This is a genomic window from Streptomyces sp. NPDC002328 (assembly GCF_042890065.1).
GTDB lineage: Bacteria > Actinomycetota > Actinomycetes > Streptomycetales > Streptomycetaceae > Streptomyces.
Genome location: NZ_JBIARQ010000039.1, coordinates 1 through 24,533, shown reverse-complemented (window position 1 = coordinate 24,533; position 24,533 = coordinate 1). Strand labels below are relative to the sequence as shown.

Below are 24,533 nucleotides of genomic sequence, written 5' to 3'. Positions count from 1 at the left end.
ACCCGCCTCTCCCTCGCCGTCCGCGACTCCGCCACCATGCTGCGCCGCAACCTCCTGCACGCGCGCCGCTACCCCTCCCTCACCCTGAACCTCCTCCTCACCCCGATCATGCTGCTGCTCCTCTTCGTCTACATCTTCGGCGACACCATGAGCGCGGGCATCGGCGGCGGGGACCGCTCCGCCTACATCGCCTACCTCGTGCCGGGCCTGCTGCTGATGACCATCGGCAGCACCACGATCGGCACCGCGGTGTCCGTCGCCATGGACATGAACGAGGGCATCATCGCCCGCTTCCGCACCATGGCGATCCACCGCGGCTCGGTGCTCGTCGGACACGTCATCGGCAGCGTGCTCCAGTCGGTCGTCAGCGTGATCCTCGTGGGCGCCGTCGGCGTCGCCATCGGCTTCCGCCCCACCGACGCCACCGCCCTGGAATGGCTGGCCGCGTTCGGACTGCTCGTGCTCTTCGCCCTGGCCCTCACCTGGATCGCGGTCGGCATGGGCCTGGTCAGCCCGAACGCCGAGGCCGCCAGCAACAACGCGATGCCGCTGATCTTCCTGCCGCTCATCTCCAGCGCCTTCGTGCCGGTCGACGCCATGCCGGGCTGGTTCCAGCCCATCGCCGAGTACCAGCCCTTCACCCCGGCCATCGAGACCCTGCGCGGACTGCTCCTCGGCACCGAGATCGGCCACAACGGGTGGCTCGCGGTGGCCTGGTGCGTGGGTCTCGCGGCGCTCGGCTACTTCTGGTCGGCCTCGAAGTTCAACAGCGACCCGAAGTAACCGCCATGACCACGCGGGAAACCACCCGCACCCCGCACGACCCGCACCTCGTACCGCCGCACCCCGCACGACCCGCACCGCCCGAGGGCGGCGTATCCCGGCACCGCGCCGGCGTACGCCGCCCCGTTTCGCGTTCTCAGACCCTCACTCGGCCGGCTCCCGGCCCGTCACGCGGCCTGCTCCCGGCCCGTCACGCGGCCAGTTCCTGCGCCACCTCGACCGCCTCCGCCAGCGAGTCCACCACCGGCACGCCCACCACCTCCAGGCTGGCCCGGCTGTGCGACCCGCCCGTGTACAGCACGGCCCGCGCCCCCACGTGCAGCGCGGCCACCGCGTCATCGGCGGCGTCCCCGATCACCACCGTGCGCTCCGGCTCGACCGCGGCCAGCGCTTCGAGATGCCGCACCATGTGCTGCGCCTTGCTGCCCCCGGACGGCCCGGTCCGCCCGTCCACCCGTACGAAGTGCGGCTCGATCCCGAAACCCCTCACCAGCGGGACCAGCTCATCGTGCACGTACATGCTCAGCAGCGACTGGCTGCGCCCCGCCGACCGCCACCCGGCGAGCAGCTCCGCCGCCCCCTCGGTGAGCCCGCACCGCACCCGGTGCTCGGCGTAGTAGCGGTGGAAGACCTCGTCCATGACCTCCCACTCGGCGTCCGTGGGCAGCCTGCCCAACAGCCGCTCGTAGAACTTCGGCACCGGCACGCAGTACAGCGCCCGGTACCGCTCCAGCGTGATCGGCTCCAGCCCCAACTCGACGAACGCCGCGTTCGTCGCCCCGATGATCGCGTCATTGTCGTGGAACAGCGTGCCGTTCCAGTCCCAGACGATGTGCGCCGCTCTTTTCCCCATATCGGCAAACGTACCCGCCGCCACCGACTATCAAGACCCGGAGCCGACCAGGTTGGGGATCTCCTGCGTGGCGAACCACAGCAGCTCGTGGTCCTCGGCCCCGTCCACCGCGTGCTGCGCGTCGTCGTCCCCGCCGTCCGCCGCGGCCAGCGCCCGCGCGCCGGCGGCCACGTCCGCCTCCGCGTCCTCGGCGTCGACGTGCACCGAGGCCACCTTGGCCAGCGGCACCACGACCGAGACCCGCACCCGGCCGAGCGCCGTCGGGTCGTCCCCCTGGTCGGCATCGGCCCCGGCGGCCCGGTCGTAGGCGGGGTCGGACGCGGTCGCGCCGTCGGGGACGTCCACGGCGACCACGACACGCCGGCGCGGGGCGGCCGGCTCCGCCGCCAGCAGCCGCAGCGAGGCGAGCGCCGCCCGGCCGAGAGCCGCGTACTCCAGCTCCTCGACGTCGTCGGAGACGTACCACTCGCGCAGCGCGGGCGTGACGGCGTACGCGAGGAGCGGCCCGGACCCCAGCTCCCCCGCCTTGTGCGCCTCGGCGAGAGCGGGGAGGGTCAGGGGGACGTACACGCGCATGGCAGGCCGCTCTTTCCTGGTCGGATACTCCGGTCGGCGCCCCGGGGCGGGACGGGCCGCCGCACCACCCGGAGGGCCTTCAGGATACGTGCGGCAGTCCCCTTTCGAGTCCCCGCCCACGCCTGCCGAAACGTCCACCCCACGCCCCGGAATTCACCCCCGACAACCCGCCTGCCAGGCGTTTTCCCTCCCCGCGTCACCCTGATAAGTGAATCTCCCCGTCCCTCGCCACGCCCCTCGGGTTCCTTGCCGTCCGCCGTCACAGCCAGTAGAAGAACCGCAACAGAAAGTTACCGCCCGGTATGCGGAGTCGAACCCGGGCCCGTCGAACGGGGACACCCATGAACAAGGTCATGACGAGGGCACAGCGCACCCCCGGCGCCCGCCCTCCGGGCCGCCACGACACCCGCCGCCCGGCCGGCGCCCCGCCCCGCACCCCGAGCGGCGGCACACCCCGCACGACGCCCGGCGGCGGACGCCCACCGGGCTCCCCCGACGCCTCCCGCCCCACCCGCACCGGCCCCGCCGACAACCGCCCGGCAACCGCCCCGAGCCCCGGACGACGCACCACGTCGCCCACCGCCCGCACGGCCCCCACCCCCGCACCGGGCAGCACTGCCGCCGCGCCCGGCAGCACCACCGCCGCACCCGGAACTGCCGCCGCGCCCGGCCCGGATGAGGCCACCGTCCCCGCCCAGACCCCGCGCAGGCCCCTCGCCCCGCCCCAGCCCCGCCCCACCGACCTCTTCGCCGACCGGCTCCTCGCCGTCCTCAGCGGCCGGCGCCCCGTGCACTGCATGCTCCGCCACACCGTCGGCCACGCCTACGACGACCTCGCCCACCTCGCCGAGAACGGCCCCCTGCGCTTCCCGCACGGCGTCAGCCCGGTCGTCCGCGACATCGGCTACTACGTCCCCCGCCCCGGCGCCATCGAGGCCTTCGCCCGCATCGGAGCGGGCGACCGGCTCCGCGCGATGGCCTTCCGCCTGGAACTCGGCCCCGACCACCGCTGGCGCTGCACGGCGGTCGAACTCGGCGGCCCCCGCAGGCGCCGCCCCACGGACGACTGACCCACCCCACCGCCGCCGCCCCCCTGCCCCCTCCGACCCCGCCCCGAGGACGGCGAAGGGCCGGGCCACCCTCGGGTGACCCGGCCCTCAAATCCCGCGAACCGTCCGGCGACTACTTCTTACGACGCCGCCCGGCCTTCGCCTGCTTGCGCCGCTCCGCGCGCGTGAGACCGTCGGCCTCCGAACGCACCGGCTCACCGTCACTGTCGAAGTCGCCCTCGATCGTGCCGCCCTCACCGTCCACGGTCGGCGCGGAGAAGTGCAGGTTCCGCCGCTGCGGAGCGTCCAGCCCCTTGGCGCGGATCTCCGGACGCCCGGTCGACTGCGCCGGCACCACGTCCTGCTTCTCCATGTCGACCAGCGCCGCGTCCTCGACCGGAACCTCCTCGACCTGCTGCTCCACCTGGACCTCCAGGTTGAACAGATAGCCGACGGACTCCTCCTTGATGCCGTCCATCATCGCGGTGAACATGTCGAAGCCCTCACGCTGGTACTCCACCAGCGGGTCCTTCTGCGCCATCGCGCGCAGACCGATGCCCTCCTGGAGGTAGTCCATCTCGTACAGGTGCTCACGCCACTTGCGGTCCAGCACCGACAGCACGACCCGGCGCTCCAGCTCACGCATGATCTCGGAGCCGAGCTGCGCCTCACGCGCCTCGTACTGCTCGTGGATGTCGTCCTTGATGGACTCGGAGATGAACTCGGCCGTCAGACCCGCCCGGTCACCGGCCGCCTCCTCCAGCTCGTCGACGGTGACCTTCACGGGGTACAGCTGCTTGAACGCGCCCCACAGCCGGTCCAGGTCCCAGTCCTCCGCGAAGCCCTCGGCGGTCTCCGCGGTGATGTACGCGTCGATCGTGTCGTCCATGAAGTGCTGGATCTGCTCATGCAGGTCCTCGCCCTCCAGCACACGACGCCGCTCGCCGTAGATGACCTCACGCTGCCGGTTGAGGACCTCGTCGTACTTCAGGACGTTCTTACGCGTCTCGAAGTTCTGCTGCTCGACCTGCGACTGGGCCGACGCGATCGCGCGCGTGACCATCTTGTTCTCGATCGGCACGTCGTCCGGCACGTTCGCCATCGACATCACACGCTCGACCATCTGCGCCTTGAACAGCCGCATCAGATCGTCACCGAGAGACAGGTAGAACCGCGACTCGCCCGGGTCGCCCTGACGGCCGGAACGACCGCGCAGCTGGTTGTCGATACGACGCGACTCGTGCCGCTCGGTGCCCAGCACGTACAGCCCGCCGAGCTCCTCGACCTCGTCCTTCTCGGCCTTCACGGCCTGCTGCGCCTTCTCCAGCGCCGCGGGCAGCGCGTGAGCCCACTCCTCGATGTGCTCCTCCGGGTCGAGACCGCGCTGACGCAGCTCCGCCTCGGCCAGGTCCTCCGGGTTGCCGCCCAGCTTGATGTCCGTACCACGACCGGCCATGTTCGTCGCCACCGTCACAGCGCCCTTGCGGCCGGCCTGCGCGACGATCGTCGCCTCACGCTCATGGTGCTTGGCGTTCAGCACCTCATGCTGGACACCCCGCTTGGACAGCTGCTGCGACAGGTACTCCGACTTCTCGACCGACGTCGTGCCGACCAGGATCGGCTGACCCTTCTCGTGCTTCTCGGCGATGTCGTCGACGACCGCCTCGAACTTCGCGACCTCGGTGCGGTAGATCAGATCCGACTGGTCCTTGCGGACCATCGGCCGGTTCGTCGGAATCGGCACCACACCGAGCTTGTAGATCTGGTGGAACTCGGCGGCCTCGGTCATCGCCGTACCGGTCATGCCGGACAGACCGGGCTGTTCCTTGCCCTCGTGGTCATGACGCTTGTAGAGGCGGAAGAAGTTCTGAAGGGTGATCGTGGCGAGCGTCTGGTTCTCGTCCTTGATGTCCACCCCTTCCTTCGCCTCGATCGCCTGGTGCATGCCCTCGTTGTAGCGGCGGCCGGCGAGGATACGACCGGTGTGCTCGTCGACGATCATGACCTCGCCGTCCATGACGACGTAGTCCTTGTCCTTCTTGAAGAGCTCCTTCGCCTTGATGGCGTTGTTCAGGTAGCCCACCAGAGGCGTGTTCACCGACTCGTAGAGGTTGTCGATGCCCAGCCAGTCCTCGACCTTGCTGACACCGGCCTCGTGAATGGCGACCGTGCGCTTCTTCTCGTCGACCTCGTAGTCGCCGGTCTCCTCGATGCCCTTGAGCGTGTTGCCGGCCTCGCCCCGCTTCAGACGCGTCACCAGCTTGGCGAAGTCGCCGTACCACTTGGTGGCCTGGTCCGCCGGACCCGAGATGATCAGCGGCGTACGCGCCTCGTCGACCAGGATCGAGTCGACCTCGTCGACGATGGCGAAGTTGTGACCCCGCTGAACCAGCTCGTCCTGCGACCACGCCATGTTGTCGCGCAGGTAGTCGAACCCGAACTCGTTGTTCGTGCCGTACGTGATGTCGCACGCGTACTGCTCACGCCGCTGGGACGGCGTCATGTTGGCCAGGATGCAGCCGACGTCCAGACCCAGGAACTTGTGGACGCGGCCCATCATCTCCGAGTCACGCTCGGCCAGATAGTCGTTCACCGTGATCAGGTGCACGCCCTTGCCGGACAACGCGTTCAGATAAGCGGGCAGCGTGCCCACCAGGGTCTTGCCCTCACCGGTCTTCATCTCGGCCACATAGCCCATGTGCAGCGCCGCGCCGCCCATCAGCTGCACGTCGTAATGCCGCTGGCCGAGCACACGCTTGGCCGCCTCACGCACCGTGGCGAACGCCTCCGGCAGCAGGTCGTCGAGGCTCTCGCCGTCGGCGTACCGCTGCTTGTACTCATCGGTGAGGGCCCGCAGCTCGGCGTCGGAGAGGTCGACGAAGTCCTCTTCGATGGAGTTGACCTGGTCCGCGATGCGGTGCAGCTTGCGCAGGATCTTGCCTTCGCCTGCACGCATGATCTTCGAGAGGACGGACACGGGGGTTGGTCTCCTTGCCGGTCGGGCCTGGGACGGTCGGTTTCCATAAGACTCACTGAGCAACGGCCATCGTATGCGAGGACCCCACCACGCCGGGAGGCCTGCCGTGACGCGGACCGCACACGGGAGCGCACGCGCCCCACATTCTTCTTCAAAAGGGACAACGGCCGGGCCCCGCCGATGGTGCCGCATCCACCGAACGAATTGCGCGAAACGTGATCGCCCGCTCACCCCCCGCCGCACACCTGGCGCCCCACCCGCACCCCCACGCAGAATCGCCCGATGGAGCCCGTCACCCTCACCACCGACCGCCTCGTCCTGCGCCCGGTCGGCCCCCAGGACACCGACGCGGTCCACGCCGCCGCCCAGGACCCCGACATCCAGCGCTGGACCACCATCCCCTCCCCCTACCTCCCCGAACACGCCCGCGACTTCACCGGACACCTCGCCCCCGAAGGCTGGACCACCCGCTCCATGTTCACCTTCGGCGTCTTCCTCCCCGACGGCGCCCTCACCGGCATGCTCAGCCTCACCATGCGCTCCCCGGGCACCGCCGAGATCGGCTTCTGGGCCGCCAAGGAACACCGAGGCCGCGGCTACACCACCGAGGCCGCCCGCACCGCCGCCCACTGGGCCTTCACCCACGCGGGCGTGGACCGCGTCGAATGGCGCGCCGAAGTGGGCAACACCGCCTCCCTGACCGTCGCCGAACACGCCGGCTTCACCCTGGAAGGCACCCTGCGCTCCGCGATCGACAACAAGGGAGTCCGCAGAGACTGCTGGCTGGCATCCCTGCTCCCGTCCGACCTGGGCCTGCCGTCGACGGCCCCGTACCTGCCGGCGCCGGCAGGCCGGCCGGCACGGGACGGGTAGGGGCGACGGGGGCGCCCCCAGGGCCCCGCCCCGATCCCCGCAGGTCACACCCCACTGTCAGACCCACCCCCTATCGTGCGCACCATGACCACTCCGCCGCCCACCGCCGAACTCACCGCGGACGAAGCCCGCCGCATCGCCCTACGCGCCCAGGGCTTCCTCGGCACGCCCGACCGCCGGGCAGGCGTACGCGGCGTCCTGCGTCACCTCGGAGCCGTCCAGCTCGACACCATCTCCGTCCTCGCCCGCTCCCACGAACTCATCCCCTACGCCCGCCTGGGAGCCGTGGGCCGCACCACCGTCGAGAACGCCTACTGGAAGGACACGCACGCCTTCGAGTACTGGTCCCACGCCGCCTGCATCCTCCCCATCGAGGAATGGCCCCACTTCGCGTTCCGCCGCCGCACCTACCGCAACCGCCCCCACTGGGGCCACCACCTCCCCGAGGGCGTCTACGACCAGGTCATCAAGCAACTCCGCACCGAAGGCCCCCTCACCGCCACCGAGTTGGGCGGCGCGAAGAAGACCAGCGAGTGGTGGGACTGGTCCGGCACCAAGGTCGCCGTGGAACGCGCCCTCATGTACGGCGAAGTCGTCTGCGTGGAACGCCGCGGCTGGAAACGCGTCTACGACCTCGCCGAACGCGCCGTCCCCGCCGACCTCCTGCACGACGAGCTCGACGACACCGAGTGCCTGCGCCGCCTGGTCCGCCTGGCCGGCCAGTCCCTCGGCGTCGGCACGCGCGCGGACATCGCCGACTACCACCGCCTCAAGGGCGACCAGGTCGACGCGGTGATCGCCGACTCCGGCCTGGTCCCCGTCACGGTCGCGGGCTGGTCCAAGCCCGCCTGGGCCGACCCGGCGGCCCTGGAGACCGTCCCGCGCGGCCGTCACCGCACCACGCTGCTGTCGCCGTTCGACTCCCTCGTCTGGGAACGGGCCCGCACCGAGCGGATCTTCGGCTTCGCCCACCGCCTGGAGGCCTACGTCCCCAAGCCGAAGCGGATCCACGGCTACTTCGCGATGCCCGTCCTGGCCGGCGGCCGTCTCGTCGGCCGCGTGGACCCGGCCCGCGAAGGCCGCACCCTGGTCGCCAAGCAGATCACCCTGGACGGCCCGAAGGCGGTCCAGGGCGTCGCGCAGGCCCTCGTCGAAGCCGCGAGCTGGGTCGGCTGCACGGACGTACGCGTGGAACGCGTGGACGCCCCGGAACTGCGCGAACCCCTGACCAGAGAACTCACCCGAGCCCTGTCCTGACCACGGGCCGGTCACCGGTAGCCGGTCACCGGTCACCGGTCAGGACCCACGGGGGGTCACCGGATCTCGAGGATCTTCTCCCGCATCGCGTACACCACGGCCTCCATCCGGGAGTGCAGCTGCAGCTTCTCCAGAATGTTGCGCACGTGGTTCTTCACGGTGTTCTCGGAGATGAACAACTCCTTGGCGATGTCCCGGTTGTTCATCCCCGTGGCGACCAGCTTGAGCACTTCCAACTCACGGTCCGTCAGCCGCGGCGCGGGAACGAGCCGGCGCTCGTCGGTCCGCTGGATCATCGACTTGAACTCGGTGAGCAGTTTCGACGCCATCGAGGGACTGATCTGCGACTGCCCGTCGGCCACCGCGCGAATGGCGGTGGCGACCTCGTCCGTGGAGATCTCCTTCAGGAGATATCCCGTCGCACCCGCCTTGATCGCGTCATAGAGATCGGCCTCCTCATCGCTGATCGTCAACATGATGATCTTCGCGCTGGGGGCCACCTCCTTGATGGACGTGCACGCCTCGATGCCACCGCGCTTGGGCATCCGCACATCCATCAGCACGATGTCCGGCAGCAGATCGGAGGCCTTGTCCACGGCCTCCGCGCCGTCGCCCGCCTCACCCACGACCTGGATGTCCTCCTCGGCCGCGAGCACGATCTCCAGACCGCGGCGGAACAGGGCGTGGTCGTCGACGACCAGGACTCTGATCGGCTCCTTGCGTGGAGTGCCCGCGTCCGGGCCCATGCCGACGACGCCCTCGTCGGCACCCCCGTCACGCATCGGTCCGAAGCTGTCCGCCATCGTTCCTCCCCCAGAAGGCTGTGGCCGTGGTCCTTTGCCATCGCCAACGCAAGGCACCGGCCCAACGGTTGAGCCGTTGTCCGCCATGATTCCATGCCCGGACGACAACGCGGTGACAGAGAGACGTCCCGAGGGGTCGCACACGGGTGCCCCTGGGGGCGCACACGCGCTCCAGGGGCACCCCTCAACCGTCACCGAGCCGGGTCAGCCGCCCAGCGCGCCGCCCGCCTCGGGCGAATGCTCCTGCGTGACCATCGTGTCGGTGCTGAGGTGGATGACGCCGTAGTCGTAGGCGTGCCGCCGGTAGACGACACTGGGCTCCTTCGTCTCGGAGTCGACAAAGAGGTAGAAGTCGTGTCCGACCAGTTCCATCTCGTAGAGGGCCTGGTCGAGCGTCATCGGGGCGGCCACGTGCGTCTTCTCGCGGACCACGAGGGGGCCGTCGCCCTGCACCTCGAGAGATCCGATCTTCTTCGTGGGCACACGGTCCGACTCCTCGGCCGAGACCGGGTGACCGTTGCCGTTCAGGGTCGCGACGCCCGGGACGTGGTCAGGGACCTCCGCTGCCGTGAGTCGGCGTGCGCCGCGTCGCGTGTAGCGCTTGTCGTGCTGCTTGCGCAGCTGGGCGTCCAGCTTCTCCGCCGCCAGATCGAGTGCCGCGTAGGGGTCGCTGGCCGCTGCCTCCGCCCGGATCACCGGACCACGGGAGCGGAGCGTGATCTCCACTCGCTCGCACCGGTCTGCCTGTCGGGGGTTGGGCTCCTTGGACACCTCGACGTCGAGGCTGATCACCTTGCCGTCGAGCTTCTGGATCTTCTCCAGCTTCAGCTTCTCGGCCACGTGCTTGCGGAACCGCTCGGGCACCTCGGTCTTGCGGCCCTTGACGACGATGTCCACGCAGAACTCCGTTCCCGGATCGCTCCGCATCAACGGCGGAGCATCTCCCTTTTGCACCAAGCTCCGGTGAGCACCGGAACCTCGGACTCGGTGACTTCCACCTCCTCCTCCCCCATGGGCGAGATCTCCACCCCAGGTGCTACGGGTCAATACCGAGAACCGCAGCACGGCATTCGGTTTCGAGAGGTGTGGCCTGCGGCTTTCCCTCACAACCGAACATATCTCGCCCGGACGGATGTCGTCACCCTCTACTACCGCGTACCTCCGTTCAGGTGAATTAGCTCTCTCATTACCTGCAACGACGCAAGTTCTCACTCAGTTCCGGTTTATTTCCACGGAGTCAGGCGACGCCGCGACCACCGCGGCGAACAGCAGGTCACCGCCCGCTCCCCACGACCCCCGGGCCACACCTCCCTCCCGCGGGGGTGCCGAAGGTCGTATCCCACTGCGTTCCCGGGAGAGACCCACATACACCGACCTCGTACTGTCCTCACGCCGCGCCGATGCGAGGGCGCCGGAATCTGGCCACGCTGTCCTGCCGAGCGGCTCGGCCGTGGGGTCGTCCCGATCGTGCGTGGCGTCGCCACGCCAGGCCGTCCCGGCGACCGGCCTTGCCGTTGTGTCGCGTCGCCCGGCCGTCCTTGCGTGGCCCCGCCGTGCCGTCCTGTCGGCCCACTCGCCTGTCGAGTCGAACCGCCCGGCCGCTCCGCCGTACCGGCCGGCTGTGCTTTCGGCGCGCCCGGTCGCTCCGTCGTCCCGGGCAACCGCCCTGTGGGCGTGCCCAGCCGCTCCGTCGCCCCTCTCCGCCGGCCCACGACCGCACGCCGCCGACCCGTCGACCCGCTCCGCCGCCACAGCCGCCCGTACGGCGCGCGCCGCCTCCGCGAGGGACGCGCCCGTCGTGATGAGGTCGTCGACCAGCACCACCGGACCTGCGCGCAACACCCGCGCCCCACCGGGCACCACGGCCAGCGCGCCGTCCAGGTTCTCCATCCGCTGACGGGAGTTGAGACCCGCCTGGTCGGCCACCGCCCGCCGCTGACGCAACACCGCCGCCACCCGCACCGGCATCCCCGCCCGCCGCAGCTCGGCCGCGGCGGCGAGGGCGATACGACGGGCGGGATCATGACCACGAGCCCGCACGGCACGCGGCGCGGAGGGGACCGGAACGAGCAGCACTTCCCCTGGGGGAGGGGCCCCCTCCCCCACCCCCTCCTCCCCCAACCCCACCCACACCGCCCCCGCCAACGCCGCCCCCAGCGGTCGCGCCAGTGCCAGCGCGCCGCGTTCCTTGTGGGCGAGCAGCACCGCCCGTACCTCGTCCGCGTACCGGGCCGCCGCGTGCACGGCGGGCAGCCCGGGCGGTGCCGGTTCCGGCCGCACCCGGCGCGGTGCGGTTCCGGTGAGTGCGTCGCGGCACTCGGGGCAGAGCACCGCGCGGGTCCGTCCGCAGCCCGCGCATGCGGCCGGCAGGATCAGCCCGGCGAGTTCTTGCCACCATTGGCGAACGCTGTCCACGGGTTCAGGGTGCCAAGGGTGGGGCAAGTCGGCCACCCCTGTGGATAACTGCCGGAAAGCGGCAGACGGCATATCGAGCGCGCGTTCACATAACGTGGTGGCCGTCAAAGAATCACGTCAGTAGCCTTGGCGGAATACGCTCCTTACTGACGGAGGGCTTTCCGCATGACCACCTCGTTCGTCCGCCCGGAACCGCCGTACTACGCAGTGATCATCACCTCGAGTCCGGCCGCGGATCTGGAGGGCTACGCGGCGATGAGCGAGCGCATGGCCGAACTCGGGGAGATACAGCCCGGCTATCTCGGACGTGAGTCCATGACGGACAAGGACGGCCGGGACCTCGTCGTCATCTACTACGCGGACGAGGCATCGATAGCGGCGTGGAAGGCCCACCCCGAGCATCTCCAGGCACAGCGGCTCGGACGGGAACGCTGGTACTCCTCCTACAGCGTGGAAGTCGCACGCGTGGAGCGGGCCTACGCCTACAGCCGCAGCTGAGGGAGAGCCCCTCAGCCGGCCGACGCCGGGCAAGTGAGCCGTGCGGCCCCTGTGGGCCGCATCGGCCACGCAGGCTCACCCCGGCCCACCCCGTCTCACCCCGGCCCGGCCCACCCCGTCTCAACCCGGCCCGGCCCACCCCGTCTCAACCCGGCCCGGCCCACCCCGTCTCAACCCGGCCCGGCCCACCCCGGATCACCCCGGCTCACCCCGGATAGAGCGCCACCGAAGCGGTCTCCTTCAAGGTGCGCCACCCGCTCCCGCCGGGCAGCCACAGCAGTCCGTCCTTGGAAGTGGCGAAGAGCGGGGCGTCGCTGTCCTCGCTCGCGGCGATGCTCTTCACCTCGGTGAGGCCGGGCAGGGTCCCGGTCTCGGGGATGGAGCCGTCGCACTGCACGTACTGCGCCTGTTCCACGCCTCCGGCCTCACGTCCGACGACGACGAGCCGGCTGTCCCCGGCCCAGGTGACAGCCGTGACCTGCTCCAGGTCGGGTGTGGCGGAGCGCAGCTCCTGGACGGACACGGTGGGCTTCTCGCCGCTCTTGTCGCGTTCGATGCGCCCGATGAGCAGGGACTGCTTGCCGCCCTTCTCCACGACGAGCGCGATCCGCACGCCGTCGGCGGCGACCCGTACGGACTTGATCCGCCCGTCGAGCCCGGGGGCGAGGACCTCCAGGGGCTCGCCGCCGCCCTTCTCCAGCAGGAGCAGGCGGGGGTCGGCGGGGTCGCGGTCGGCGATCCACAGGTCGCCCTGGCCGTCCCAGCTGGGCGTCGTCAGCCGGTCGTTCTCGGTCTTGCCCTTGCTGGTGAGCACGGGCTCGCCGAGGGAGCCGCTGGCGACCGTGGAGGTGACGTAGAGGCTCTTGCCGTCGAGGGCGACCCCGGCGGCGGAGTGCTCGTCGCGGGCGACGGCCATGGTGCGGAACGCCGTGCTGCCGTCGCCGAGCGGTCCGGGCACGGTGTCGGCCTTCGCGCTGTTGCCGCCGGTGCTGCTCATCCTGACGAGGCGGTGCCGGCCGTCGATGAAGTACAGGTAGGCGGCGTGGGTCTCCGCGCCGCGTTCGGCGACGGCGGTGGCGCGTTCGTCGGTGAGCGAGCAGAGCTGCGTGCCGCCGGCGCGCAGTTCGATCTCGTCGACGGTGGGGGCGAGGCTCTGGAGGCTGAACAGCAGTTGTGCGGCCATCTCGTCGCACTTGCCGTGGCCGATGCGGGCGGCCTTGTCGTTCAGCGGCACGGTGAGTCGGTTCTGGTCGTCGGGGGTGAGCGCGGTGACGCCCCGGGCGAGGGCGGTGCCGGTGGGGAAGCTGGATCTGACGACGGGCCGCAGCCAGCTGGTGGGCCCGTCGAGGACGGAGCGCACCATCTGGGTCATGGGGTCGACGCGTTCCCGTACGAAGACGGGGTCGGCGACGGCCATGGGCTGTCCGGAGCCGGCGGACGTGGTGTGGGAGGCGAAGTAGTACTTGTTGACGGACATGTAGTTGCGCTGGAAGTCCGACTTGCCCATGACAACGCCCGAGGGGAGCGCGTCGATGCGCCACTGCCGGGTCTTCTTGTCACGGGTGAGGTGCACGGTCTGGCTGTAGTCGCCGGCGGCCGGCGAGTACGACTGCTGCGCGTCGATGCTGGCGACTTTGGTGCCGGTCAGGGTGAAGGTGAAGTCGTCGCTTTCCTCCCTGCCGCCGGACTGGCCCGCCTGGCTGTCCGGTCCGTCGGCGAGGACGGTGGTGGACTGCTCGGGTTCCCATTTCCGGGCGGCGCCAGGGGTGAGGTACTGGCGGGCCGTCGAGAAGCGCGGGTCGTCGCTGGTGAGCGCTTCGAGGAAGCCCTGGACGATCTCGGCGGGCGGCGCGTCGTCGCGGGGCGGCATCGCGAACACCCGTACCTGGGTCTCCTGGCGCGGTGTGGACTCCACGTCGCTCAGGTCGCCGCGGTCGGGCATGGAGGCGCATCCGGCCAGCAGTACGACACCGCAGGCGGCGTACGCGGTCGTGCGCAGCAGCGGCGGCGTACGCCGGCGGCCCCCGTCGTGGTCAGCGCCCACGGAATGTCTCTCCTCGCTCGTCCGAGCCCTTGGCTGCCGCGCCGGCCGCAGCCCCGTCGGCCCTGTCGTCGGCCTGATCGGTGTCGGTCGTCCGGCCGGCGTCGGAAGTCCGGCCGTTGGCCGCCGCACCCGTCCGGCCGTTCGCCGCCGCACCCGTCCGACCGTTCGCCGCATCCTCCCGGGACGCCGCTCCGTCCGCCCGGCCGCCACCGAGCGTCCCCCCGGTGTCAGCCGAACCCGTGCCGGCCGAACCCATGTCGGCCGAACCCATAGCCGTCGACCCGGCACCCGCCGATCCCGTCGCGCCCGTCGCCCCCGTCGCCCCCGTCGGCGGATCCTCCTGTCGGCGGTTGCCCGCGGCGGGCCGGGGCACCACGCGTGCGCCGTTGCCGGGGAGGGCCGTCGGGTCGGCCGTGGGGGTGGCGGTGGTGAGCCGGGGTGCGAGCGGGGCGTGTGCGGCGGACCGCTGTTCGTCGGCGGGCTGCACGGGGACGGTGGCGCTCTTCTGGCCTCCGCCGCGCGGCAGGCCGGCGTCGTCGAGTCCGCGGTTCCGGCGGGAGTCCTTCGGTTCCAGCGGTATGGGGGAGCCGCGCAGGGGCTCGTCGGCGGTCCTGGGGAGCGTCAGGCGGAACTGTGAGCCGCCGCCCGGTTCGCCCCAGGCCTGGAGCCAGCCGCCGTGCAGCCGGGCGTCCTCGAGGGCGATGGACAGTCCGAGTCCCGTGCCGCCCGTGGTGCGCGCGCGTGCCGGGTCGGCCCGCCAGAAGCGGCTGAAGACGCGTGTGGCCTCGCCGGGCTTGAGTCCGACGCCGTAGTCGCGGACGGCGACGGCGACGGCGCCGCCCGCGGAGGCGAGCTTGACGACGACGTCCTTGCCCTCGCCGTGCTCCACGGCGTTGACGACGAGGTTGCGCAGGACGCGCTCCACGCGGCGTGCGTCGGCTTCGGCGACGACGGGCTGCTGGTCGCCGAGGACGCGTATGTGCGTGCCCTTGCGGTCGGCGAGCGGCGCGGCACCGCTGACGACGCGGCGCACGACGTCCCTGAGGTCGATCGGTTCGGCTTCGAGGGCGGCGGCGCCGGCGTCGAAGCGGCTGATCTCGAGCAGGTCGGCGAGGAGCGACTCGAAGCGGTCGAGCTGGTCGGCGAGGAGTTCCGCGGACCGCGCGGTGATCGGGTCGAAGTCCTCCCGCGCCTCGTGGATGACGTCGGCGGCCATCCGCACGGTGGTGAGCGGGGTGCGCAGTTCGTGCGAGACGTCGGAGACGAAGCGCCGCTGCATGCGTGACAGGTCCTCGAGCTGGTTGATCTTCAGCTGGAGGTTCTGCGCCATCTTGTTGAAGGCTTCGCCGAGGCGGGCGATGTCGTCCTCGCCGGTGACCTTCATGCGTTCCTGGAGGCGTCCGGCGGAGAGCCGTTCGGCGATGCCCGCCGCCATGCGCACGGGTGTGACGACCTGCCGTACGACGAGCCAGGCGATGGCTCCGAGGAGGACGACGACGAAGAGCCCGGCGGTGGCGAGGGTGCCCTTGACGAGGCTGAGGGACTTCTCCTCCTGGGTGAGGGGGAAGAGGTAGTACAGCTCGTAGGGGTCGCCGTTGGGGTCGTTGACCTGTTTGCCGATGACGAGGGCGGGCTGGGAGGTCTTGCCGTTGAGGTAGATGATGCGCGAGTAGCTCTGGACGGCGCCGGTGCTGCTGTTGACGCGGACGCGGAGGTTCTCGGGGACGCTCTTGTTGGGGTCGACGTAGCCGGAGGCGCGCGGTCCGCGGCCGCCGCCGCTGTCGTCGCCGGGGGGCAGGGTGACCACGTCGAAGGCGCCCTGGCCGCCGCTGGACAGCGACAGCACAAGCTCGCTCATCCATTCGATGACGTTCTGGGGGGCGGCCGCGTCGACGGCGGTGCCGTCGTCGGCGGCCGCGCCGGCGGCTTCGTCGGCCTTCTGCTTGGCCACGGCGAAGCCGCCGGTGGCCTGGCTCTGGGAGGCCTTGACCTTGGCGTCGAGGAGGCCGTTGCGGACCTGTCCGATGACGACGAAGCCCAGCAGCAGGACGACGCCGAGCGACATCAGCAGGGTGGTGGCGACGACCTTGAGCTGGATGTTGCGTCGCCACAGCCGCATGACGGGCAGCAGGGGGCGGCGCACCCAGCGCAGCAGCAGCCGCAGGACGGGGCTGCCCTGGACACCGCCCTGGAGCAGTCCGCCGTCGAGGAGGCGTGTGAAACGTGAACCCGTCTTCTTCCGGCCGACAGGCCGCTGTGGACGGGCCCCGGACCGGCCGGGGGCCGAAGCGGCACTGTCCCCGGACATGTCAGCTCGGTCCGGCCTTGTAACCGACGCCACGGACGGTCACCACGATCTCCGGCCGCTCGGGGTCCTTCTCGACCTTGGAGCGCAGCCGCTGGACGTGCACGTTGACCAGGCGGGTGTCGGCGGCGTGCCGGTAGCCCCACACCTGTTCGAGCAGCACTTCGCGGGTGAACACCTGCCACGGCTTGCGGGCGAGCGCGACCAGCAGGTCGAACTCCAGCGGCGTCAGCGCGATGGACTGCCCGTCCCGCTTGACGGAGTGACCGGCCACGTCGATGACGAGGTCGCCGATGGCGAGCTGCTCCGGCGCGGGCTCCTCCGACCTCCGCAGGCGCGCCCGGATGCGGGCCACGAGCTCCTTCGGCTTGAACGGCTTCACGATGTAGTCGTCGGCGCCGGACTCCAGTCCCACGACGACGTCCACGGTGTCGCTCTTGGCCGTGAGCATCACGATCGGCACTCCGGACTCGGCCCTGATCAGCCGGCAGACCTCGATGCCGTCCCGGCCGGGCAGCATCAGGTCCAACAGCACCAGATCGGGCTTCGCCTCACGGAACGCAGCCAGCGCCTTGTCGCCGTCGGCTACGAAAGACGGCTCAAAACCTTCACCGCGCAACACGATGCCGAGCATCTCGGCCAGTGCGCTGTCGTCGTCGACGACAAGGACTCGTCCCTTCATAAACGACATCATCCCATTCTCATAACAGTGAAGGTGGCGCAGGTGAGCAGGGTCACCGGCCAGTGACCATAGCCGCACCGAACCGTCACTGTCTGCCCCACCCGTCGCACGCCCGTCGCTCGGGGGGCGGCAGGCCCACGAGTCGTCGTGTTTCGTGGGCCTCCCGCTCAGCGCGGGGCCGGATTCCGGCGTCCGAGAACGCCGGCATCTCCCTCAGCGCGTGCTCCCGCGCCTCTCGAGCCCGCGCTACCGCCGCCCCCTCAGCCCGTCCGCCCCTGCCGCGCCCGCGCGCACAGTTCCTCCAGGGCTCCCGCCGTCACCGGTGACACCACGCCCTCCTCCGTGACGATCGCCGTCACCAGCTCGGGCGGGGTCACGTCGAACGCCGGGTTGTACGCCTGGGTGCCCAGAGGGGCGATGGCGATCCCGCCGCCCGCCCCCGTGACCTGCACCTGGGGGGCGGTGACCTCGGTGACCTCGTAGCCCGGGCGCTGTTCCACCTCGATCGACGCACCGTCCGGGGTGTCCGGGTCCACCGTCGTCACCGGCGCCACCACGATGAACGGCACGTGGTGGTAGCGCGCGAGCACGGCGAGCGGATAGCTGCCCACCTTGTTCGCCACCGACCCGTCGGCGGTGATGCGATCTGCCCCGATCAGCACCGCGTCGACCTCCCCGGCCGCGAACAGGGAGCCCGCCGCGTTGTCCGTGAGCAGGGTGTACCCCATGCCGTGGCGGGCCGCCTCGTACGCCGTGAGGCGGGCGCCCTGGAGCAGCGGACGCGTCTCGTCCACCCACAGCCGCCGCAGCCGCCCCGCCCGGTGCGCGGCGAGCGCCACGGCGAACGCCGTGCCCTCCCCGCCGGACACCAGCGCACCGGTGTTGCAGTGCGTGAGGACGCGGTGCCCGCCGCCGGGCAGCAGCTCGTCGAGGAGCGCCAGCCCGTGCTCGGCCATCCGGGCGCTGGCCTCGGCGTCCTCCCGGTGCAGCTGCCGGGCGGCGGCCAGCGCCGCCCGGGCGCCCTGCTCGGGGTCGCCGCCGGCGGCGAGTTCCGCCCGGTAGGCGGTGCGGGCCCGGTCCACGCCGACGGACAGGTTCACCGCGGTGGGCCGGGCGCTCGCCAGCGCGTTGGCGGCCTCGTCCACGTCGAAGCCGCGCGTCGCGGCGAGCGCGACACCGTACGCCCCGGCGATCCCGAGCAGCGGCGCCCCGCGCACGGCGAGCGAGCGGATCGCCTCCACCAGCGCGGACGCGTCCGTACAGACCAGCTCGACCTCCTCGGCAGGCAGTCTCGTCTGGTCGAGGAGCACCAGCACGGGGCCTTCGGGTGGTTCCTCCCAGCGGATGGCGGGCGTGTCGGTGAGCCGCTTGTCCTCGCCGGATTGCGCGTACTGATCAGCCATGCCGTCAGTCTGCCCGTTATGGGGCGGACAATTGAAGGCACACAGCCCCGACCGCGGCCGGACACCCGAGAACCACCCCATGGCACGATGGCTGCCAACCTGCCGCCGCGCCCGCGGACGGGCACCGAGAAGGAGCGACGATGAACGACACTCCGGGCTGGGCCTCGCCCGGATCCGCCCCGTCCGACGGACAGGAGCCCGGGGCGTCCACGCCCGCGGAGCCCACCGACCGACCCGGCGGCACGCAGCCGGCGGACGAGACCTCCGCGCAGGCCCCCGGCACGAAGTGGTCGAAGGAGCAGCCGCCGCCTTCCCAGTGGTCCGCGCCCACAGGCCCGCAGAACCCGGCGCAGCCCCCTCCGCCCCCGCCGCCCGGCCCCGGCTGGGGCGCCCAGCCGCCCGGCGGCCCCACCGGCTGGGGCGGCGGCCCCGCGGGCCCCGCAGGGCACGGCGGCCCCGGACACGGGCACCCCGGCCACGGGCACCCCGGCTACGGCGCTCCTCACCCCTACGGCGCTCCCGGCGGCTGGAACGCCGGCTGGGGCGGTCCCCCGCCCGCGGCCAAGCCCGGCGTGATTCCGCTGCGTCCGCTCGGCGTGGGCGAGATCCTCGACGGCGCGGTCACCACCATGCGCACCTACTGGCGCACGGTCCTCGGCATCTCCCTCGCCGTCGCCGTCGTCATCGAGATCGCCGTCGTCCTGCTCCAGGGCCTGGTCCTGGCCGACACCACGGACAGCTCAGCCGTCCTCTCCGACCCGAGCGCCACCATCGACGAGAAGACCGACGCCATGGGCGACGTCATGGTCAACTCCGGCGTCGTCGGCCTGGTCGCGCTGATCGGCACGATCATCGCGACCGCCCTGCTGACGGCGGTCACCAGCCGGGCCGTCCTCGGCAAGCCCGTCACCGCCGGGGAGGCCTGGCGCGACGCCCGCCCCCAGCTGCTGAAACTGTTCGGACTGGTCTTCCTGCTCCTGCTCATGGTGGCCGGCATCACCACCGTGGCCGTCCTGCCGGGCGCCCTGCTCGGCGGCGCCGGAGGCGGCGCCCTCGTCGTCCTGGGCATGCTCGCCTCCTTCGTCGTCGCCCTGTGGCTGTGGTTCCGCTTCTCCCTCGCCTCGCCGGCGCTGATGCTGGAGAAGCAGGGCGTCCTCAAGGCACTGAGCCGCTCCGCGAAGCTCGTCCGCGGCTCCTGGTGGCGGGTCTTCGGCATCCAGCTCCTCTCCCTGATCATCGCGACCGTCATCGCGATGATCGTCGCCGTCCCCTTCGCCATCCTCGGCGCCCTCCTGAGCGACGGCGGCATCACGGCGTTCGCCGAAGGCGGCGGCGGCCGCGGCTGGACGTACCTCGTCGTCGCCGGCATCGGCTCCGTGATCGGCTCGCTGGTCACCTTCCCGCTCACCGCCGGCGTCGTCGTCCTGCTCTACATCGACCAGCGCATCCGCCGCGAAGCCCTCGACCTCGACCTGGCCCGCGCCGCCGGCGTCCAGGGCTACGGCAGCCCCGCCGCCGGCGCGACCCCGGGGAGCTGATGCGGTGAACGGGACGGGGGGAGTCCTCACAGCGGTCCCGGCACCGCCACCGCACGGCGCACCCACGCCGATCACGCACGGCGACCCGACCGCGGCACCCCTGTCCCACGCCGCCGACCGGGCCGCGCACGCCCTGCTGCGCGCCGCGGACCACCCTGCCCTGGCGTGGGCCCGCTCGGGCGACGAGCCGCCGGTGACCGTCCCCCGCGACCCCGCGCGCGAGGAAGCCCGGCGCGAGCTGTCCAAGCAGCTGTACCACGAGAACGACCCCAGCCTGTTCGAGCGCGCCCTCAACGCCCTCTGGGACTGGATCGACGGCCTGTTCGGCGCGGCCTCCACCGCCGCGCCGGGCGGCCCGCTCGGCCTGCTGGTCATCGCCCTGGCCGTCGTCGCCGTCGCGACCGCCCTGTGGTGGCGCCTGGGCACCCCACGCCGCACCACCGCCTCCGCGCCCGCCCTGTTCGACGACCGCCCCCGCAGCGCCGCCGACCACCGCGCCGCCGCCGAAGCACACGCCGCCCGAGGCCACTGGAACCAGGCCGTCCAGGAACGCATGCGGGCCGTCGTCCGCTCCCTGGAGGAACGCGCCCTCCTCGACGTCCGCCCCGGCCGCACCGCCGACGAGGCCGCCGCCGAAGCCGGCCGCGCCCTGCCCGCCCACACCGACCGACTGCGCGCCGCCGCCCACGACTTCGACGACGTCACATACGGCGGCCGCACCGCGACAGCGGACACGTACGACCGCCTCACCTCCCTCGACCGCGACCTGGCCGCGGGCAAGCCCCGACTCGCCCACACCAGCGCCGCGAACACGGCCCACCCCGACCGCCGGGGAGCCGCCGGATGACCACCGAGGCCCCGCCCGCGCCCACCTCGGCCTCCCCCACCGCCCGCCACCTGTGGACCCGCGGCCGAGGCATCGCCCTCGCCTGCGTGCTCCTCCTCGCCGGGGCCGCCGTCCTCGCCGTGCTCCGCTCCGACGCCCGGCACGGCGCCCTCGACCCCCGATCCCCCGACCCCTACGGCAGCCGCGCCGTCGCCGAACTCCTCGCCCACCACGGCGTGTCCACCCGCGTCGTCACCACCCTCGCCGAGGCCCGCACCGCCACCGGCCCGGACACCACCCTCCTCGTCGCCGCCCCCGACCTCCTGACCGAACCTCAACAGGCCCAGCTGCACACGGCGATGGACGACTCCGCCGGCCGCACCGTCCTCATCGCCCCCGGCAGCCACTCCGTGCGCACCCTCGCCCCCGGCGTCACAGCGGCCCTCGCCGCCAGCCGCACCTCCACCCTCTCCCCCCAGTGCGCCCTGCCCGCCGCCCGCAGCGCCGGCACCGCCGACACCGGCGGCATCCGCTACACCACCACCCACCGCGACGCCGACAAGTGCTACCCCAGCAACCGCCTCGCCACCCTGCTGCGCATCCCCGCCCCCTCCGGCGACGGCGACACCGTCGTCCTGGGCGCACCCGACATCCTCCACAACGACCGCCTCGACGAGCACGGCAACGCCTCCCTCGCCCTGCAACTCCTCGGCTCCCGCCCCCACCTGGTCTGGTACCTCCCCTCGCTCTCCGACACCTCCGCCACTGGACCGCAGGACGACAAGAGCCTCTTCGAACTGCTCCCCTCCGGCTGGCTCTGGGGCACCCTGCAACTCTTCGTCGCCGCAGCCCTCGCCGCCTTCTGGCGGGCACGCCGGCTGGGCCCCCTCGTACCCGAACGACTCCCCGTCGCGATCCGCGCCTCCGAAACCGTCGAAGGCCGCGCCCGCCTCTACCGCAAGGCCGACGCACGCGACCGCGCCGCCACCGCTCTTCGCTCCACCACCCGCACCCGCCTCGCCCCTCTCGTCGGCATCCCCACCGCCCAGGCACACACGCCCGAAGCGCTCGTCCCCGCCCTGTCCGCCCACCTCCACGGCGACCGACAGGCCCTGCACACCCTCCTCTTCGGCCCGCCACCCGCCGACGACACAGCCCTCACCGGCCTAGCCGACCGACTCGACGCCCTCGAAAGAGAGGTACGCCGTCCATGATGGACCCGACCACTGACAACGCCGGGAACACCGGGGCCCCGGGCGACGCCCGAGCCTCCCTGGAAGCCCTGCGCGCCGAGATCGCCAAGGCCGTGGTCGGCCAGGACCCCGCCGTCACCGGCCTCGTCGTCGCCCTCCTGTGCCGGGGACACGTCCTGCTCGAAGGAGTCCCCGGAGTCGCCAAGACGCTCCTCGTCCGCGCCCTCGCCTCCGCCCTCGAACTCGACACCAAACGCGTCCAGTTCACCCCCGACCTCATGCCGAGCGACGTCACCGGCTCCCTCGTCTACGACGCCCGCACCGCCGAGTTCTCCTTCCAGCCCGGCCCCGTCTTCACCAACCTCCTCCTCGCCGACGAGATCAACCGCACCCCGCCCAAAACCCAGTCGTCCCTCCTCGAAGCGATGGAGGAACGCCAGGTCACCGTCGACGGCACCCCCCGCCTCCTCCCCGAGCCGTTCCTCGTCGCCGCCACCCAGAACCCCGTCGAGTACGAGGGCACCTACCCCCTGCCCGAAGCGCAACTGGACCGCTTCCTCCTCAAACTCACCGTCCCCCTCCCCACCCGCCAGGACGAGATCGCCGTCCTCACCCGCCACGCCGAAGGCTTCAACCCGCGCGACCTGCACGCCGCCGGCGTACGCCCCGTCGCGGGCCCCGCCGACCTGGACGCCGCCCGCGCCGCCGTCGCCAAGACCACCGTCTCCCCCGAGATCACCGCCTACGTCGTCGACGTCTGCCGCGCCACCCGCGAATCCCCCTCCCTCACCCTCGGCGTCTCCCCCCGCGGCGCGACGGCCCTCCTCTCCACCGCACGCGCCTGGGCCTGGCTCACCGGCCGCGACTACGTCATCCCCGACGACGTCAAAGCCCTCGCCCTGCCCACGCTCCGCCACCGCGTCCAACTCCGCCCGGAGGCCGAAATGGAAGGCGTCACCGCCGACTCGGTCATCACCGCGATCCTCACCCACGTCCCCGTCCCCCGCTGATGGCGCCCACCGGACGCGCCGCCCTCCTCGCGGCCCTCGGCTCCCTGCCCGTCGGCATCCTCGCCCCCGGCTGGACGGGCATCCTCGCCGTCAACGCCTCCCTCGCCCTCGCTTGCGCCTGCGACTACGCCCTCGCCGCACCCGTGCGCCGACTGCTTCTGACCCGCTCCGGCGACACCTCCGTACGCCTCGGCGACACCGCCGACATCACCCTCACCCTCACCAACCCCTCCCGCCGCACCCTGCGCGCCCACCTCCGCGACGCCTGGCCCCCCAGCAGCTGGCAGCCCGGCACGGAGACCACCGCCTCCCGCCACCGCCTCACCGTCCCCGCAGGCGAACGCCGCCGCCTCACCACCCGCCTGCGCCCCACCCGCCGCGGCGACCGCCACGCCGACCGCGTCACCGTCCGCTCCTACGGCCCCCTCGGCCTGTTCACCCGCCAAGGCACCCACAAGGTCCCCTGGACCGTACGGGTCCTCCCCCCGTTCACCAGCCGCAAGCACCTCCCCGCGAAACTCGCCCGCCTGCGCGAACTCGACGGCCGCACCAGCGTCCTGACCCGCGGCGAGGGCACGGAATTCGACAGCCTGCGCGCCTACGTCCCCGGCGACGACACCCGCTCCATCGACTGGCGCGCCACCGCCCGGCAGACGAACGTCGCCGTCCGCACCTGGCGCCCCGAACGCGACCGGCACATCCTGCTGGTCCTCGACACCGGCCGCACCTCAGCGGCCCGCGTCGGCGACGCCCCCCGCCTCGACGCCTCCCTGGACGCGGCCCTCCTCCTGGCCGCCCTCGCCTCCCGCGCCGGCGACCGCGTCGACCTCCTCGCCTACGACCGCCGCGTACGCGCCCTCGTCCAGGGCCGCACCGCCCGCGACCTCCTCCCCTCCCTGGTCGCCGCGATGGCCACCCTCGAACCGGAACTCACGGAGACGGACGCCCGCGGCCTCACCGCCACAGCCCTCCGCACGGCCCCCCGCCGCTCCCTCGTCGTCCTGCTGACGACCCTCGACGCCGCCCCCGTCGAAGAGGGCCTCCTCCCCGTCCTCCCACAACTCACCCAGCGCCACACCGTCCTGGTGGCCTCCGTCGCGGACCCGCACATCGCCGGCATGGCGACAGCCCGCGGGACTGTGGAAACGGTGTACGAGGCCGCAGCCGCCGCCCAGCACCAGGCCGAACGGCACCGCACCTCCGAACAACTCCGCCGCCACGGAGTCACGGTCGTCGACGCGACACCGGAGGAACTGGCACCGGCGCTGGCGGACGCCTACCTCGCTCTGAAAACCGCGGGACGCCTCTGAGCGCCGGCGAGGGGCGGGCGGTACGGGCCCGCTTTTACGGCCGTAAAACGCAGAAAACCCCGCATCCGAAGATGCGGGGTTCTCTCAAAATTTGTTCGGCGGCGTCCTACTCTCCCACAGGGTCCCCCCTGCAGTACC

General features: G+C 71.9%; 19 protein-coding genes and 1 pseudogene. 10 read left to right on the top strand and 10 right to left on the bottom strand.

The window, feature by feature from the left end; all coding sequences use genetic code 11:
• Positions 1-783, top strand: a 783-nt coding sequence (locus ACFYX4_RS40605) for an ABC transporter permease (RefSeq protein ID WP_389344955.1), incomplete at its 5' end; no start/stop codon positions are given.
• A gap of 190 nt (positions 784-973) precedes the next feature.
• Here the strand turns inward: ACFYX4_RS40605 and ACFYX4_RS40600 are convergent.
• Positions 974-1,636: an HAD family hydrolase gene (locus ACFYX4_RS40600; RefSeq protein ID WP_389344953.1), complete on the bottom strand. Its 663-nt coding sequence runs from the start codon at positions 1,634-1,636 to the stop codon at positions 974-976.
• 30 nt (positions 1,637-1,666) lie between these two features.
• Positions 1,667-2,212, bottom strand: coding sequence for a DUF6912 family protein (locus ACFYX4_RS40595; protein WP_389344951.1), 546 nt, complete (start codon positions 2,210-2,212; stop codon positions 1,667-1,669).
• Positions 2,213-2,553: 341 nt separating this feature from the next.
• Here ACFYX4_RS40595 and ACFYX4_RS40590 point away from each other — a divergent pair, with 341 nt between their 5' ends.
• Entirely contained in the window at positions 2,554-3,282 is a 729-nt protein-coding gene (locus tag ACFYX4_RS40590) for an Rv3235 family protein (RefSeq protein ID WP_389344949.1), read from the top strand.
• Between the two features lie 112 nt (positions 3,283-3,394).
• On the opposite strand, the gene secA is transcribed toward ACFYX4_RS40590, so the two are convergent.
• On the bottom strand, positions 3,395-6,238 hold the full coding sequence (gene secA / locus ACFYX4_RS40585) for a preprotein translocase subunit SecA (protein WP_389344947.1): 2,844 nt from the start codon (positions 6,236-6,238) through the stop codon (positions 3,395-3,397).
• A 282-nt stretch (positions 6,239-6,520) separates the two neighbouring features.
• Between secA and ACFYX4_RS40580 the strand changes: the two genes are divergently transcribed.
• Together ACFYX4_RS40580 and ACFYX4_RS40575 are read left to right on the top strand one after the other, a co-directional pair.
• Positions 6,521-7,111, top strand: a complete 591-nt coding sequence (locus tag ACFYX4_RS40580) for a GNAT family N-acetyltransferase (RefSeq protein WP_389344944.1) — start codon at positions 6,521-6,523, stop codon at positions 7,109-7,111.
• Between the two features lie 84 nt (positions 7,112-7,195).
• Entirely contained in the window at positions 7,196-8,368 is a 1,173-nt protein-coding gene (locus ACFYX4_RS40575; RefSeq protein WP_389344942.1) for a winged helix-turn-helix domain-containing protein, read from the top strand.
• Between the two features lie 56 nt (positions 8,369-8,424).
• On the opposite strand, the gene ACFYX4_RS40570 is transcribed toward ACFYX4_RS40575, so the two are convergent.
• The 3 genes and pseudogenes from ACFYX4_RS40570 to ACFYX4_RS40560 all read right to left on the bottom strand — a co-directional run.
• Positions 8,425-9,171: a response regulator gene (locus ACFYX4_RS40570; protein WP_389344940.1), complete on the bottom strand. Its 747-nt coding sequence runs from the start codon at positions 9,169-9,171 to the stop codon at positions 8,425-8,427.
• 204 nt (positions 9,172-9,375) lie between these two features.
• Entirely contained in the window at positions 9,376-10,068 is a 693-nt protein-coding gene (gene hpf, locus ACFYX4_RS40565; protein ID WP_389344938.1) for a ribosome hibernation-promoting factor, HPF/YfiA family, read from the bottom strand.
• A 705-nt stretch (positions 10,069-10,773) separates the two neighbouring features.
• Positions 10,774-11,586: pseudogene (locus tag ACFYX4_RS40560) on the bottom strand (ComF family protein); the annotation flags it as partial.
• A gap of 165 nt (positions 11,587-11,751) precedes the next feature.
• Between ACFYX4_RS40560 and ACFYX4_RS40555 the strand changes: the two are divergent.
• Positions 11,752-12,084, top strand: a complete 333-nt coding sequence (locus ACFYX4_RS40555) for an antibiotic biosynthesis monooxygenase family protein (RefSeq protein WP_389344936.1) — start codon at positions 11,752-11,754, stop codon at positions 12,082-12,084.
• A 205-nt stretch (positions 12,085-12,289) separates the two neighbouring features.
• Here the strand turns inward: ACFYX4_RS40555 and ACFYX4_RS40550 are convergent, their stop codons facing one another.
• The 4 genes from ACFYX4_RS40550 to mtnA all read right to left on the bottom strand — a co-directional run bounded on the left by ACFYX4_RS40550 (position 12,290) and on the right by mtnA (position 18,518).
• Positions 12,290-14,128 (bottom strand): LpqB family beta-propeller domain-containing protein, encoded by a 1,839-nt coding sequence (locus tag ACFYX4_RS40550; RefSeq protein WP_389344934.1) that lies wholly within the window; start codon positions 14,126-14,128, stop codon positions 12,290-12,292.
• On the bottom strand, positions 14,118-16,436 hold the full coding sequence (gene mtrB, locus ACFYX4_RS40545) for an MtrAB system histidine kinase MtrB (protein ID WP_389344932.1): 2,319 nt from the start codon (positions 16,434-16,436) through the stop codon (positions 14,118-14,120). The genes ACFYX4_RS40550 and mtrB overlap by 11 nt, the downstream gene beginning before the upstream one ends.
• Before the next feature lies 1 nt (position 16,437).
• Complete coding sequence (gene mtrA, locus ACFYX4_RS40540) at positions 16,438-17,127, bottom strand: two-component system response regulator MtrA (protein WP_355939974.1); 690 nt, start codon at positions 17,125-17,127, stop codon at positions 16,438-16,440.
• Between the two features lie 248 nt (positions 17,128-17,375).
• Positions 17,376-18,518, bottom strand: a complete 1,143-nt coding sequence (gene mtnA / locus ACFYX4_RS40535; RefSeq protein WP_389344929.1) for an S-methyl-5-thioribose-1-phosphate isomerase — start codon at positions 18,516-18,518, stop codon at positions 17,376-17,378.
• A 140-nt stretch (positions 18,519-18,658) separates the two neighbouring features.
• Here mtnA and ACFYX4_RS40530 point away from each other — a divergent pair, with 140 nt between their 5' ends.
• Genes ACFYX4_RS40530 through ACFYX4_RS40510 form a run of 5 tightly spaced genes read left to right on the top strand, consistent with a single transcriptional unit; the run spans position 18,659 to position 24,395 of the window.
• Positions 18,659-20,056, top strand: coding sequence for a glycerophosphoryl diester phosphodiesterase membrane domain-containing protein (locus tag ACFYX4_RS40530; RefSeq protein WP_389344927.1), 1,398 nt, complete (start codon positions 18,659-18,661; stop codon positions 20,054-20,056).
• A gap of 4 nt (positions 20,057-20,060) precedes the next feature.
• On the top strand, positions 20,061-20,903 hold the full coding sequence (locus ACFYX4_RS40525; RefSeq protein WP_389344925.1) for a DUF4129 domain-containing protein: 843 nt from the start codon (positions 20,061-20,063) through the stop codon (positions 20,901-20,903).
• On the top strand, positions 20,900-22,096 hold the full coding sequence (locus ACFYX4_RS40520) for a DUF4350 domain-containing protein (protein ID WP_389344923.1): 1,197 nt from the start codon (positions 20,900-20,902) through the stop codon (positions 22,094-22,096). The genes ACFYX4_RS40525 and ACFYX4_RS40520 overlap by 4 nt, the downstream gene beginning before the upstream one ends.
• Entirely contained in the window at positions 22,096-23,085 is a 990-nt protein-coding gene (locus ACFYX4_RS40515; RefSeq protein WP_389344921.1) for an AAA family ATPase, read from the top strand. Before ACFYX4_RS40520 ends, ACFYX4_RS40515 begins: the two co-directional genes overlap by 1 nt.
• Entirely contained in the window at positions 23,085-24,395 is a 1,311-nt protein-coding gene (locus ACFYX4_RS40510) for a DUF58 domain-containing protein (protein WP_389344919.1), read from the top strand. Before ACFYX4_RS40515 ends, ACFYX4_RS40510 begins: the two co-directional genes overlap by 1 nt.
• Positions 24,396-24,533 lie beyond the last annotated feature (138 nt).

Bases quoted from the DNA above. Each gene is read 5' to 3' on its own strand.
- ACFYX4_RS40600 (WP_389344953.1), bottom strand. From the start codon at position 1,636: ATGGGGAAAAGAGCGGCGCACATCGTCTGGGACTGGAACGGCACGCTG.
- mtrB (WP_389344932.1), bottom strand. From the start codon at position 16,436: ATGTCCGGGGACAGTGCCGCTTCGGCCCCCGGCCGGTCCGGGGCCCGT.
- ACFYX4_RS40510 (WP_389344919.1), top strand. From the start codon at position 23,085: ATGGCGCCCACCGGACGCGCCGCCCTCCTCGCGGCCCTCGGCTCCCTG.
- ACFYX4_RS40515 (WP_389344921.1), top strand. From the start codon at position 22,096: ATGGACCCGACCACTGACAACGCCGGGAACACCGGGGCCCCGGGCGAC.
- ACFYX4_RS40575 (WP_389344942.1), top strand. From the start codon at position 7,196: ATGACCACTCCGCCGCCCACCGCCGAACTCACCGCGGACGAAGCCCGC.
- ACFYX4_RS40595 (WP_389344951.1), bottom strand. From the start codon at position 2,212: ATGCGCGTGTACGTCCCCCTGACCCTCCCCGCTCTCGCCGAGGCGCAC.
- mtrA (WP_355939974.1), bottom strand. From the start codon at position 17,127: ATGATGTCGTTTATGAAGGGACGAGTCCTTGTCGTCGACGACGACAGC.
- ACFYX4_RS40570 (WP_389344940.1), bottom strand. From the start codon at position 9,171: ATGGCGGACAGCTTCGGACCGATGCGTGACGGGGGTGCCGACGAGGGC.
- ACFYX4_RS40520 (WP_389344923.1), top strand. From the start codon at position 20,900: ATGACCACCGAGGCCCCGCCCGCGCCCACCTCGGCCTCCCCCACCGCC.
- ACFYX4_RS40530 (WP_389344927.1), top strand. From the start codon at position 18,659: ATGAACGACACTCCGGGCTGGGCCTCGCCCGGATCCGCCCCGTCCGAC.
- mtnA (WP_389344929.1), bottom strand. From the start codon at position 18,518: ATGGCTGATCAGTACGCGCAATCCGGCGAGGACAAGCGGCTCACCGAC.
- ACFYX4_RS40580 (WP_389344944.1), top strand. From the start codon at position 6,521: ATGGAGCCCGTCACCCTCACCACCGACCGCCTCGTCCTGCGCCCGGTC.
- ACFYX4_RS40555 (WP_389344936.1), top strand. From the start codon at position 11,752: ATGACCACCTCGTTCGTCCGCCCGGAACCGCCGTACTACGCAGTGATC.
- ACFYX4_RS40590 (WP_389344949.1), top strand. From the start codon at position 2,554: ATGAACAAGGTCATGACGAGGGCACAGCGCACCCCCGGCGCCCGCCCT.